12 protein-coding genes are annotated in these 12967 nt (G+C 58.6%); 9 read left to right on the top strand and 3 right to left on the bottom strand.

Annotated features, from left to right (window positions below; genetic code table 11):
• The first annotated feature begins 71 nt into the window (after nt 1–71).
• Both PF66_RS20180 and PF66_RS20175 read left to right on the top strand, forming a co-directional pair.
• Nucleotides 72–1010 carry a LysR family transcriptional regulator gene (locus tag PF66_RS20180; protein ID WP_054063644.1) on the top strand — a complete coding sequence of 313 codons (939 nt, stop codon included), beginning with the start codon at nt 72–74 and terminating at the stop codon, nt 1008–1010.
• A 183-nt stretch (nt 1011–1193) separates the two neighbouring features.
• Nucleotides 1194–2351: an alpha/beta hydrolase family protein gene (locus PF66_RS20175; protein WP_054061244.1), complete on the top strand. Its 1158-nt coding sequence runs from the start codon at nt 1194–1196 to the stop codon at nt 2349–2351.
• Here PF66_RS20175 and PF66_RS20170 read toward each other — a convergent pair.
• Entirely contained in the window at nt 2339–2551 is a 213-nt protein-coding gene (locus PF66_RS20170) for a hypothetical protein (protein WP_054063643.1), read from the bottom strand. The two genes, PF66_RS20175 and PF66_RS20170, sit on opposite strands and share 13 nt — an antisense overlap.
• A 259-nt stretch (nt 2552–2810) precedes the next feature.
• On the opposite strand from PF66_RS20170, the gene PF66_RS20165 reads away from it, so the two are divergent.
• Both PF66_RS20165 and PF66_RS20160 read left to right on the top strand, forming a co-directional pair.
• Complete coding sequence (locus PF66_RS20165; protein ID WP_054063642.1) at nt 2811–4154, top strand: metal-dependent hydrolase family protein; 1344 nt, start codon at nt 2811–2813, stop codon at nt 4152–4154.
• Between the two features lie 2 nt (nt 4155–4156).
• Nucleotides 4157–4600: a GlcG/HbpS family heme-binding protein gene (locus tag PF66_RS20160; protein WP_054063641.1), complete on the top strand. Its 444-nt coding sequence runs from the start codon at nt 4157–4159 to the stop codon at nt 4598–4600.
• On the opposite strand, the gene PF66_RS20155 is transcribed toward PF66_RS20160, so the two are convergent.
• Nucleotides 4591–5520, bottom strand: coding sequence for a LysR family transcriptional regulator (locus tag PF66_RS20155; RefSeq protein WP_054063640.1), 930 nt, complete (start codon nt 5518–5520; stop codon nt 4591–4593). The two genes, PF66_RS20160 and PF66_RS20155, sit on opposite strands and share 10 nt — an antisense overlap.
• Nucleotides 5521–5888: 368 nt before the next feature.
• Here PF66_RS20155 and PF66_RS20150 point away from each other — a divergent pair, with 368 nt between their 5' ends.
• The 5 genes from PF66_RS20150 to PF66_RS32170 all read left to right on the top strand — a co-directional run bounded on the left by PF66_RS20150 (nt 5889) and on the right by PF66_RS32170 (nt 11884).
• Nucleotides 5889–7079 carry an efflux RND transporter periplasmic adaptor subunit gene (locus PF66_RS20150; protein WP_081009893.1) on the top strand — a complete coding sequence of 397 codons (1191 nt, stop codon included), beginning with the start codon at nt 5889–5891 and terminating at the stop codon, nt 7077–7079.
• Nucleotides 7076–9064 carry an ABC transporter permease gene (locus PF66_RS20145; protein WP_054063639.1) on the top strand — a complete coding sequence of 663 codons (1989 nt, stop codon included), beginning with the start codon at nt 7076–7078 and terminating at the stop codon, nt 9062–9064. Before PF66_RS20150 ends, PF66_RS20145 begins: the two co-directional genes overlap by 4 nt.
• 77 nt (nt 9065–9141) lie before the next feature.
• Nucleotides 9142–9996, top strand: coding sequence for a TauD/TfdA family dioxygenase (locus tag PF66_RS20140; RefSeq protein WP_054063638.1), 855 nt, complete (start codon nt 9142–9144; stop codon nt 9994–9996).
• Between the two features lie 9 nt (nt 9997–10005).
• Nucleotides 10006–11022 (top strand): CmcI family methyltransferase, encoded by a 1017-nt coding sequence (locus PF66_RS20135; RefSeq protein WP_081009892.1) that lies wholly within the window; start codon nt 10006–10008, stop codon nt 11020–11022.
• A gap of 91 nt (nt 11023–11113) precedes the next feature.
• Nucleotides 11114–11884, top strand: a complete 771-nt coding sequence (locus PF66_RS32170) for a cupin-like domain-containing protein (RefSeq protein ID WP_160320663.1) — start codon at nt 11114–11116, stop codon at nt 11882–11884.
• 113 nt (nt 11885–11997) lie between these two features.
• On the opposite strand, the gene PF66_RS20125 is transcribed toward PF66_RS32170, so the two are convergent.
• Nucleotides 11998–12967, bottom strand: a 970-nt coding sequence (locus PF66_RS20125) for an alpha/beta fold hydrolase (RefSeq protein ID WP_152973062.1), incomplete at its 5' end; no start/stop codon positions are given.

The raw sequence follows: 12967 nt of genomic DNA, 5'->3' as shown, positions 1-12967 counted from the left end.
GGGTCTTGACGTGCGGGTCAGGGAGCCGGAAGGTATCGCGAAAATAACTACAAGAACCGTGAGCCATCGCCATGCGCTTTCACCACCTGGATCTGAACCTGCTGGTGGCCCTGGATGTCCTGCTCGAGGAGCAGAACATCACCCGAGCTGCCGAACGCCTGCACATGACCCAATCGGCCACCAGCGGTGTGCTGGGGCGTTTGCGGACCTTCTTCGAGGACGAACTGCTGGTGCAGGTCGGCCGCAAGATGCAGCCCACGCCGTATGCGCTGGAGCTGGCCAAACCGGTGCGCGAGGTGCTGTTGACCATCCGCTCCTCGATCACCGCCAAGCCGGTGTTCGAACCGGCCAGCAGCAAGCGGCACTTTCGCCTGGTGACCTCGGACTACCTGATCAGCGTGCTGTTCGCCCAGGTCATCCAGAACATCCACCGTGAGGCGCCGCACATCACCTTCGAAATGGTCAGCCCTGGCGACAACAGTGCCGAATTGCTGATGCGCGGCGAGGTCGACATGATGATCGTGCCCGAGCGCTACCTCATCGAGGGCCACCCGGCGCAACTGCTGTTCGAGGAAGACCATGTCTGCGTCGTCTGGCGGGACAACCCCGAGGTCGGTGACCAACTGACCCTGGAGCAGTACATGGAAATGGGGCATATCTCGGTGGGTTTTGGCCGCAACCGGCACCTGAGCATCGAGGACTGGTTCATGAGCCAGTACGGTTTCAACCGCCGCCTGGAAGTGATCACCAACGATTTCAACACCCTGCCGCAGTTGCTGGTGGGCACTCAACGCATCGCCACCATGCACCGCCGACTGGCCGAACTCTACGCGGGCTACCTGCCGCTGCGCATCCTGCCACCACCGGTGAAAATCCCGGTGATGCGCGAATTCATGCTGTGGCACCGCAGCATGGACGGCGACTCCATGCACCGCTGGCTACGTGAGCGCATCGGCGACTTCATCCAGCGCGCCGACCAGCACCCGGCGCCCCTTCGCGTCACCGCCTGAGCCCCACTCATCGCCTCGGCCGTCACTACGGCGGCGGGGCATCGCGTTTGGCGATACCTCGCATCCCGACTCACGATTGGCCCCCGCCTGCCCGGCCTGCGTACCTTGATCGTGGAACCGCGCCCTGCGTGCCTGCCGCAGTTCAACGGCGCCGGACTCAACGACCGCAGAAGGACAATAAGAATGTTCCGTTACTTCCCCACCAACTACGTCTGGAATCTCTCGGTGGACCTGGCCATCGAGATGGGTGCCCGCCTGGGTGAGATCGAGGCAATGTGCGCCCCGCTGCAGGAGGCCGCCAAGCAGCCCGACGCCGCCGGCACCCAGGCTTTTCGCGAAACCTGGGCAAAGATGGCCGACAAGCTTTGCTCCCTGGCCGAGGAAGACGAAACCGCCGGCCGCCGCCTCTCCGCTGGCGAGAAGTACAACCGCGCCGCCACCTACTACCTCACCTGCGAACGCCTTCAAGCCCACGGCGCGCCGGGACGCGCCGAGCTGTACCAGCGCTTCCTGGAGACCTTCGCCCGTGGCATCGACCTGTCCAGGGAAAATTGCGAACGGGTGGAAATCCCTTATGAAGGCCAGTGCCTCTCAGGCCTGTTCGTACGCGCCGAGGGCGTGAGCGGCCCTGCGCCGCTGCTGGTTCAGGTCAATGGCCTGGACTCGACCAAGGAGATGAAATACCGCGTTGGCCTGCCCGCCTGGCTGGCCAGGCGCGGCGTATCGTCGTTGATCATCGACCAGCCCGGTACCGGCGAAGCGCTGCGTCTGCACGGTCTGACGGCCCGTTACGACAGCGAGCACTGGGCCAGCCGCGTGGTGGACTGGCTGGAGACCCGCCCCGAGGTCGATCCCAAGCGTATCGGCCTGGAGGGCGTGTCGCTGGGCGGCTACTACTGCCCGCGCGCCGTGGCCTTCGAGCCGCGCTTTGCCTGTGGCGTGGTCTGGGGCGCCAACCATGACTGGCGCGATGTGCAGAAGCGCCGCCTGGAGAAGGAAGGCAACTTCCCGGTGCCGCACTACTGGGCACACGTGCGCTGGGTCTGGGGGGCGAATGACATGGACGAGTTCATGCGCATCGCCGAACACGTACACCTCGACGGCGTGCTGGACCGTATCCGCGTGCCGTTCCTGGTCACTCACGGCGAGAAGGACTCGCAGATCCCGCTCAAATGGGCACATCGCACCTACGAGCAATTGGTGAACAGCCCGAAACGCGAACTGAAGATCTTCACCGAGCGCGAAGGTGGCGTGCAGCACTCCAGCTTCGACAACAGCATCAACGCCGGCCACTACATCGCCGACTGGGTGGCCGAGACCCTGGGCGGTCATACCGCCTGACAGGTTGCACGCAAGGGGACCTGCGCAAGGTTCGTGCAGGTCGCCCCGCTGCGCCTTTGTTGATCGGCAACAAGTCCGGTGGTGTGCACGTAGAGCAGCTCATCGTCGAACGGCTCATGCAGCCGGGCATGGTCCTGCTCGACCAGGGCGCGCTGGCGCTCGGTTTCCAGGTTCAGCAACAGATCGCGAATCGCCTTCATGGGATTGTCCTTGATAGTGGATTGGCGGGCGCATCCTCACCCCGCCTGGCCCTGCGGAAAAATCGCCATTGGCCATGCCAGGCATCGCCACTGCCGATACCCGCCCTTGACGGGCCTTTGCCACGGGCGCCCCCAACCAATACACGGCTCTGCGCCAGGTATCGATGGCATCGATGGCTGGCCATCGACAGCATCTGATGGTGCTGGGTCGCACCGCCAGCCTAGCCTGCCGGCCAACAACAAGACGAGGAGACCACCCATGGGCACCCTGCACCTGCACTGCTCCACCCTGTTCGACGGCACCGGCCTGCACACCCGCCGGCAACAGACGCTGATCATCGAAGGCGGCGTGATCCGCCATGTCGGGCCAACGTCGGAGGCGCCCCGCCCGCAACCCGGTGACCGCGAAGAACATGGCCACTTCGTCATGCCGGGACTGGTGGATGTGCACACCCACCTGGCATTCGGTAACGCCCAGAGCGAGGAAGACATCGACATCTGGACCAGCGACGAATTTCGCGCCTTGCGCGGGCTGTTCTTCGCCCAGCACGTGCTGGCCGCCGGCGTGACCTCGATGGTCTGCCCCGGCGACAGCGGTCAGCTCAGCATCGCCGTGCGCAACACCGTCAACGCCGGGTTGTTCGAGGGCCCGCGTATCGCCGCCAGCAGCCGGGTGATCACCAACCGGCAGAGCCTCAACGACTGGTTTCCCAGCCGGGTCGGCGCCCCGGAGTATTTCACCGCCGCTTTGGTCACCAGCCGCACCGAAGCCATCGCACAGATCCGCAAGCAGGCCAAGGATGGGGTGGACCTGATCAAGATCGCCATGGACGGTACCCATCGGCGCCCCAACGGTGAAATCATCGCCGCCTTCACCGCCGATGAAACCCGCGAAATGGTCGATGAGGCCCACCGCCTGGGGTGCCGTGTCGCCACCCACGCCTACGGCCGAGAAGCGGTCATGTACGCGGCCAAGGCCGGTGTCGACCTGGTCTTTCACGCTTTCTACATGGACGACGCCTGCATCGAGGCGCTGCTGGAGGCTGGCAGCGTGCTGGCACCGACCCTGACCTTCCCGCAGAACACCGTGGACTTCTGCCAGCCTCACGACCCCGCCATCACCACCGGCTATGCCGGCTACTGCGCGCGCACGTTGGAGCTGGGTACGCCGGTGCTCAAGCGCGCCAAGGCCGCCGGCATTCCCTTCGCCTGCGGCAGTGACAGTGGTTTTGCCGTCACGCCCTACGGTGAATGGCACGCGCGCGAGCTGGAGCTGCTGGTGCGGCGCCTGGACTTCACCCCGGCCGAAGCGCTGTTTGCCGCCACCCACGTCGGTGCGCGCCTGATGCCCAAGGGCGAGTCCCTCGGTACCCTGCAGGTGGGCAAGCAGGGCGACCTGCTGATCCTGGATGGCTCGCCCCTGGAGGACATTCGTATCCTGCAGGATCGCCAGCGCCTGCAGGCCGTCTACAAGGCCGGCGAGCCGGTACGCCTGCAACGCACCGCCTACAACCCCAAGCAGGTGTCGGACTTCAACTCGCTGAAATGGACCGACCTTTACACCCGCGATCGCGTGGCCGAACTCGGTAAATGGAGCCTGTGAATATGATCGTCCTTGATTTCGAACGGGCCGCGCGCCTGGCTGCCTCGACCCTGCGTCATGCCCGCGCGCTGGGCGTGCGTCCGCTGGCTGTCGCCATCCTCGACGCTGCGGGCCATCCCCTGGCCGTGCTGCGTGATGAACAGGCGAGCTTTCTGCGCCCACAGATCGCCACCGGCAAGGCCCGCGGCTGCCTGGGCCTGGGCTTCGGCGGGCGGGAGCTGGCGCGCCGCGCCCAGGCCATGCCGGCGTTCTTCGATGCCATCAACAGCCTGACCGGCGGCGACGTCATCCCCGTGGCCGGCGGCCTGCTGTTGCGCGATGACGATGGGCAACTGCTGGGCGCCATGGGTGTCAGCGGAGATACCTCGGACAACGATGAGCGTTGCGCGCTGCTGGCAATCGAGGAGCTTGGCCTGGTTGGTGACACCGGCGATCTTCAGTCCTGAGCGAGCGCCGCGGCCTGCTCCGTCAGCACCTGACGGAGCCAGGTCAGCGCCGGGTCATTGGCCTGCTGTGGGTGCCATTGCAAGACCTGTTGAGCCCCTGGAAAAGCGATCGGCGACGGCCAGACCCGCAACGGATAGCGCCGTGCCAGCGCCTCGGCCTGGCGGCGAAACAACGTCGAGATACGCGGCGTGCCGACGACGAACTCGGCCATCAGGGCAAAGCTCTGCACCGCTACCACAACCCGCCGTTCGATGCCCATGTCGCGCAGGTACTGGGTGTCCAGCGAGAGGTTCTGGCCATCGGTGAACTCGCGCACCACGTGGCCGGCCGCGCAGTAGTCCGCCAGGTCCAGGCCCGCCTGATAAAGCGGTTCGTGCGCGCAGACGATGCAGCAGAGTTCGTCCTGGAGCAGGGAGGTGTGTGGATAGCGGGTGTTGAGGCGCCGCTGCGGCACGATCACCAGGTCGCTGCGGCGATAATCCAGTGCCTCGGCCACCACATCACCGTCCCGCGGCAGTGGCAAATCGCGAACCACCAGCGATGCATCGGGCGCCAGGCGGGCCAATGTGCGGCTGACCGCCGGTACCAGGGTAGCGGACACATAGTCCGAGGCCACCAGCACGAAGCGTCGGTCGCAGCGGGCCGGCTCGAAGGCCAGGGACATTTCCACCACTTCGCCCGTCAGGCTCAGCAGCTCGCGCACCTTGGGTGTCAGTTGGCGGGCCAGGGCACTGGGCTCAAGGCCACGCCCGAGCGGCACCAGCAGCGGGTCCTGAAAGTGCTCGCGCAAACGCCCCAGCGCCGCACTCGTCGCCGATTGGCCAAGGTTGAGACGCTGTGCCGCCCGGCTGACACTGCGCTCTTCGAGCAGCACATCCAGGGCGACCAGCAGGTTGAGATCCAGACGTCGGTAGCGCATGGAGGGAGTTATACCTGTGTGCCAGGTCTGGAGGGGGCGTGTTTTGCGTTACCTGGTATCGGCGTTGGCGATAGCTGCCCTTACTCCTTCACCCTTGGATGCGGGTTGTCATAAGGCTGCTGCGTCAAAGCTCTTGAAGAGTCGATTGTGCACAACCTGCAAAATTACCACCGGAACTCGAAGCCGTTCAGATAGCACAGCACGGCGAAGACATCCTTTGCTCAGTAGCCCGCGCGGCACAAGCACGGGGTGGGTGATTTCAGTGGCACTTCTGAAACACCACACTAGTGCAAAAAGTCATTTCCTGCGTATACTGGGCCCGTAAGGAACGCCCTTAAAGTTGTCAATCGACATGGTAGTCTAGTGCAATGCCTTTTTTTAAATGCTTTCAACCCCATCTAGCACTACAACACAAGTTGGCAGTTTCATTTATAACCTTGGCCTTGACCGTTGCAGGAGCCACACTATGGCGACAATCTCAAGTTCAAGCGACTACTATCCCAACATTCGTATCAGTCAGCCTCTCTGACATAGAAACCAATGTCACCGCACTAGGCAATTTACAACCAAAAAAATATGTCGATGTAGGGGCCCAAGTTTCAGGGCAGATCATGCAACTGCATGTACAGCCGGGAGATATTGTAGCCAAGGGTGAACTCCTTGTTGAGATTGATCCGAGCGTTTTAACCGCAGCGGTGGATGCTGGCCGGGCCTCCCTCAAAGCCCTAAAAGCACGATTATTAGATCAAAGGGCACAGCACTGGCTTGCATCTCAGCGATTGGCACGGCTTCGCGTGCTCGCCCAGAACGGTGCCACGAGCCTGGATGACCTACAAAGTGCCGAGGCGACGCTAACCTCTACCGGCGCTCAAATTGAACAACTTCAAGCTGAGATTGTGCAAACTTCAGCAACATTGAAAGCTGATGAAGCGAGACTGAGTTATACAAAAATCTATGCACCGATGGCAGGCACTGTGATCTCTGTTGATGCGCGGGAAGGCCAGACATTGAATGCCAATTATCAGACTCCCGATATTTTGCGAATCGCCGATCTGACAAAAATGACGGTCTGGACTGAAGTATCAGAAGCCGACATTGATAAGATCAAGCCTGGCATGCCCGCGCAATTTACAACCCTTTCTGATGATCAACGGCACTGGCAGGGCAAGGTGCGCCAGTTGCTACCTGCTCCGCCGGCTTCCATGGATATTGGCGCAAGCAAAGGCAAGATGCCAGCGAATAGCAAGGTGGTCGTATACACGGTACTGTTCGATGTTGATAACGCCGATACCGCGCTCTTGCCGCAAATGACCGCCCAAGTTGTCTTCACTCGCCAACTGGCAAAGAACACCTTGACCGTTCCTATTTCTGCATTGTCACTCACGGGGACTGGCCAGGATCAATACACTGCCCGCGTTCAGCAAGCTGATGGCAGCGTTGACGTTCGCCATGTTCGCATCGGCGTTCGCAATCGAGACACGGCCCAGGTGCTGGAGGGGCTGACACCTGGCGACGTCGTGCTGCAGAATGAAAATAACAAGACAGGCCCTAACGGATGACGGCCTTCAAAGCAGCAATGATCGATAACAGTGTCCCACTGATTGAACTGCGTGGTGTGCATAAAACGTACGCGTCGCCTACAAGCATCGCCGGGGAATCTTCCGTCAGCTCGGACGTCTTACGCGGCATTAATCTGAACATCTACGCCGGAGAGTTCGTCGCGATCGTTGGCGCGTCAGGATCGGGCAAATCAACGCTGATGAACATCATCGGCATGCTCGACAGCGCGAGCACCGGCACTTACCGCTTGAACGGAGAACTCACCGCTGACCTCGATAGCGACAAGACAGCCGCACTGCGCAGAAATACCTTTGGCTTCGTCTTTCAAAACTACCAATTGCTGTCGACGGAAACCGCCAGGGAAAATGTCGAACTCCCGGGACTCTACGCCGGACTGACCGCCACCGAACGTCGCACCCGCGCCATTGAACTGCTGCGACGATTGGGAATGGCTGAACGTATAGAACACAAACCCAGTCAATTGTCAGGCGGCCAACAACAGCGCGTGGCTATCGCCCGGGCACTCATAAATGGCGGGCACATCATACTGGCAGACGAGCCCACCGGAGCGCTCGATAGCAGCAGCGGCAGCGAAGTCCTCGGCATGCTCCACGAACTGTCAGAAAAGGGCCATACCATCATATTGGTAACCCACGATCCCAATGTCGCGGCTCAAGCTCAGCGAATTGTCGAGATCCATGACGGACAGATCGTGGGGGACACTACCCAATCACGCCCGGCCCTCGCGCCATCTTCCGCTGAATCCGTGACCAAGCACCGCGTCGAGCACGATTATCAACACGCTCATATTTTTTTCGAACTCGCTAGAACTGCTTGGCGATCTTTGCATTTGAACCGCATCAGGGCCGGTTTGACGCTACTTGGAATCATCATAGGCGTCGCCTCGGTCATCATCATGCTAGCCGTGGGCAGTGGTGCACAGAGGCAGGTCATGGCCCAGTTCGACACGCTCGGCGTCAGAACGATGTTTGTATATACCAAGCCGTCCAGCACGCGCTCGGGAAGCGCACCGTTGACGCTAGAAGACGCCGAGGCCATCAGGAGCCTACCCAATGTTCAGGCCGTCGCGCCCTATAGCCAGGAGAGCGTGATAGTACGGCGCGGCAATATCGACCATGAAACCTATGGCGGCGGTGCCACCTCTGATTGTCCCAGCGTTCTGAATTGGAGCGTGTCGGAGGGAAAGCTCTTCAACGAGCAGGATTATCGCGGAACCGACCAAGTTGCGATCATTGGCCAGACGGTCAAGAAAGCCCTGTTTGCCGACGGTTCTTCTGCGCTAGGACAAACGATCCTGATTGATCGCGTTCCGTTTCTTGTCATCGGTGTCTTCTCCGCCAAAGGTCCTAGTGGGGGCGTGGATCAAGACAACCGGGTGACAGTCCCCTACCGCGCTGCGACGGCCCGGCTGTTCGGCCACCCTTATCCCGCCTGGATAGCCGTGCAGTTGCAGCAGATCGACAAGGCAAGCGAAACCATAGAATCAATTCAAAACACACTGGCACGCCAGAGGCGCACAAGGGATATCCAAGTCTGGAACCCGATCGAAACGGTCCAAGCCCAAGAAAATTCATCCCAGTCCATGACACGTATGCTCGGCCTAGTGGCGGCCATCTCACTGATCGTGGGCGGCATTGGTGTAATGAACGTCATGCTCATGAACATTCGGGAACGCATTCGCGAAATTGGCATGAGAATGGCGACCGGAGCCCGCCAAATAGATATTCATGCGCAGTTTTTGATAGAGGCGATAATGGTCACGACAATAGGCGGCATTATCGGTGTCGTCTCGGGAGTCGGCACCGTTCAGGTCTTGGAGATAATCGACGTTCCCGTTGAACTTTCGCTACTCGCTTGTCTGGGCGCATTAACCTGTGCCGTCCTGACCGGGCTTGTATTTGGCTTCATTCCGGCACGCAAAGCTGCGCGCCTCAATCCCGCGCACGCCCTATCCACGCATTGAATAAATGTCTTGATGGCATGAGTACTTTGCAGGGTATACATTACCTTCGATACGATTGAAGACTGGACCGAGTAAAAATGGACTTATCTGATCTTTCCTGCGGCACCGCAAAACTATGCTCCAGCGGCAACTGTCGTGACCTCTTCAAACTTGACCGCAGCGCTATCGAAGACACCTTCAAAAGCGCCGGCCTTTTGCTTTTCCGAGGATTCGAAACGTCTCCACAGATTTTCGAATCCTTCGCCAGCCAGTTTTCAAGCCAAACCATTATCAGCCCCGGCGAAGCCAAATTGGGCAGTGCCGTCGGCAGCGGTATGCAAATGATCGCCCGTGACGGCGCAGAGCAGGACCTTCATCAGGAAAATGGTGCGATTGCGTCGCGCCCTGAGCTGTTATGGTTTTACTGCGCAACCCCGGCAGCCAGCCAAGGCCAAACCACCTATGCGGACGGTATCGCGATATGGCAAGCCCTGGCGGCAGAAACCCGCGAGCGCTTCCTTGCTCAAAAGATCAAGTACTCCGACTGCCTTCCCCGAGAAGCATGGTTGACAGCAGATGGGTTTCTCGATGCCCGCATGCATGTGGGGTCACTGAGACTCAAGGGTTCCAGCGTGCGCTTCGATGACGATGACACGCTGATTCGAGAGTACATATCGCCTGCGGTTGTCTCCCCTAAATGGTGCCAGCAAGCCGCTTTCGTCAACAGCCTGCGAGGGCCCTACAATCACACGGTAACCTTCGAAGATGGTACGGCGATTCCACAGTGCGTCCTCGATGAAATCGATGACGTTCACCGAGCGCTAGTGCAGGAAGTTCATTGGCAGGCAGGTGACATCATGCTGATTGACAATACCCGCTACGTGCACGGACGTCGCGCGTTTCAATGCTCAGCCAGAACACACTACACCTTCATGTCGCTTGCTAACTTCTAAGGCCACTCCATGCGCAGCTACGAAATGCATTCCCAGTGTCCCGTCGGTTTCGCCAAAACCTTTTGTGACGCGTGTTCTGTTGAAATAGCGATCTCTGCTAATCGTTACCATTGCCTGCAACATCATAAAGATCTATGCATGGCCTGCGCCCATGCTCTGCCAAACGGGCTTGCCAACCTCACATTATATCCAGGGATAAAGCCACTAGTGGGGGCTCAGCGAGAGCAGGTGATCTCTGAAATGCGCGAAGACTTGGAAAATAATCAGACGTTCTCGGCCGCAGCGACATTTTTTTCAAACTATGCGCGCGCTATCCTATCGGGACATATCGACCACCTTGGCCTTACTGAAGAGTCAACGTTGCAGGCCAAAGCCGCGTTGGAGAAGTTCATTCAACTGCGGGGCATGGGTCGATTTGTCGATTTCTTCGCACGAAAAGTCCTATCAGGAACCGTACTGAGCGGAGCAATGCAAGTTTTCTCCCAAGGCGTCAACGGTGCCAACCGCTGGAAAGGATTACCCTTGCTGAAAGGGGTATATGATTTCACCTTGTACCCACTGATGCTTGAGCACATAAAGCCGGCGACAATATTCGAATTCGGTAGCGAAGCGGGGGGCAGCGCTGTGTGGCTGGCAGACCTCATGAGAATGTTCAACCTGGACTGCCATGTCTATTCAGTGGACCTTGCTCCACCACTGACTCGCCACGACCAGGTGACCTTTATTCAAGGTGACGCCCACTCGCCGGAGAAAACCTTTCCTGCCGATTTTCTGCGTCAGGCGCCTCATCCCTGGCTGGTCATTGAGGACTCACATGTCAATATCGGCGGAATTCTTGCTCATTTTTCCGCACACATGCAGCCTGGGGACTATTTCATTATCGAGGATGAAAATGCCGAATCGGAAATTGGCCAGCACTTGTTGCTCAACCCAAATCAATATCGTGTAGACACTTTCTTCACCGATTACTTTGGCTACAACGCGACCTGCAGTCCCGATCAGATTCTGGCCTTCATGCCTGCATAGATGCGGGCGCCTCTCCGGACCTTTAGAATATAGCCATTTTCTTCCTATGAAAAATCTCGAGCCCGTAATCCCTCAAGACGCTCATACATCGATGCCCGCAAACATTGGTAGCGCCGTCGATATCCGTAAGCAGATAGTGAACACCGCTCTTCAACTTTCACCGCTGCAGTCGGTACCTCGATACTCCTTCACTTCAATCGACTTTGAGCGAACAGCCACAGGCGGCTTACCCTTCATCATCGAAGGAATCGTCAACATGTGGCCGATCAACATGTATCGTCCAGATGATCTGCACCATCACTTTGGTGAGCTTAGGGTCGTTCCACGGTACGGCGACTATGTTCCGCCCATATTGCCCGATGGTAGCGCACCCAATGACATGAGCCTCAAGGAATATCTTGATCTGATCAATCACAACGACTTCGCCGTTCCCCCTTACGTCGGAGATCACCCGTTGCCGATGGATGCTTTATGCCAATGGCCCGCCTATTTCGATAGCTGGCACACCCCTCGCGTATGGCTGGGGCCAGCGGGTACGGTGACCTGCCTACATTGTGACTATGAAGATAACTTGTTCGCCCAAATCTGGGGACGCAAGCGCTTCCTTCTTGCTTCACCGGCTACCGTCGACAATCTTTACGTCGAAGCGGTCGAACCCACCTTATGCGTTTCGTCCTTCGATCCAGATCAACCAGACTATGACAGATATCCGCTAGCCAGCACCGTAGACTTCGTTGAATGCATTCTGCACCCAGGAGATCTGTTCTATTTGCCTGCCGGTTGGTTCCATCATGTCAAGGCACTGGATTTCTCATTGTCCATAAATCGATGGACGCCAGACACACCTTTGGCCCTTGCATAAACCTTGAAAGGTATCTTGACAGGCATCTAAACACTGCGTCGCAGGCACAACGCTCCCGGCAGTAGATAATCCCCACCGGGGGCGTGTCATCATCGAACAGTCATTGCCCTCGACTAGACTCTCATCGCGGCAATCGTTTCAATTGATTGCCACTCGCCCTGCCCCAGCCGACTCGAAATATAGCGGCAGACCTCCTGAACGGCAGGAACCTTGACAATATCATCGTGCGAACAATCGAGCGTAATATTCCGAATTGGCATGGATGTAAAGCCAGACCATTGGTCGCTTTGCGTCATACCGGACGGCGCACTGCGGCCTGCGCTGAAATAGGTAAGCGTTCCTGGATAGCATCGCTCAATGGAGGTTTCCCCCAGCCATGTATTATTTATAGTGGTTTTAACGACTCGTCGAAATATCTCAACATCCAGCATCCCCAGCGGGTTGTTTTGGCGCTTCAAATATTCATGAAACGCCGACATGCTACCGATAGCTCGTTCAACGCCCGGGCCAAGCGGCTCATTTTCTGAAAGTATCGCATTGAACACCGTCCGCTCCGTGATTGAACTGTGGTTAAAGCCTTCGAACGGCACCCGAGCATCAAGCAAGATAACTTCGCCAATCTCATGCCCCAAACCTTTAAGTGCGCACGCCACCTCGAAGGCAATCCTGCCGCCGAAAGACCATCCCATCAAATGATAGGGGCCGGTCGGTTGAGTCTGCAGGATGCACTCGATATATTCCTCTACCATGACTGCCAGGGTTGCCGCTGGTGGTTCGTCGTTTTCGATTCCACGCGCCTGCAGACCATACATCGATACACCAGGCAGATACCTGATGAATTGAGAGTACGACCAACATAATCCGCGACCTGGATGCAAGCAGAACAGAGTAGGTGTCCCCTTTAGTACGCGCAGAGGCAACAGCATGGCGAGCGAAGAGGCTTGCGGCTCTGCCAGCCTCTCCGATAACTGGGCGACTGCCGGTGCCTCGAACAAGCTGCGAATGGCCAACTCCACGCCCAGCGACTCGCGCACGGCATTGACCAGACGCATGGCCAGCAGCGAGTGTCCACCCATTTCGAAG

It is taken from the genome of Pseudomonas asplenii, assembly GCF_001293465.1.
Classification (GTDB): domain Bacteria; phylum Pseudomonadota; class Gammaproteobacteria; order Pseudomonadales; family Pseudomonadaceae; genus Aquipseudomonas; species Aquipseudomonas fuscovaginae_B.
This window is presented reverse-complemented; position numbering and strand designations above follow the sequence as displayed.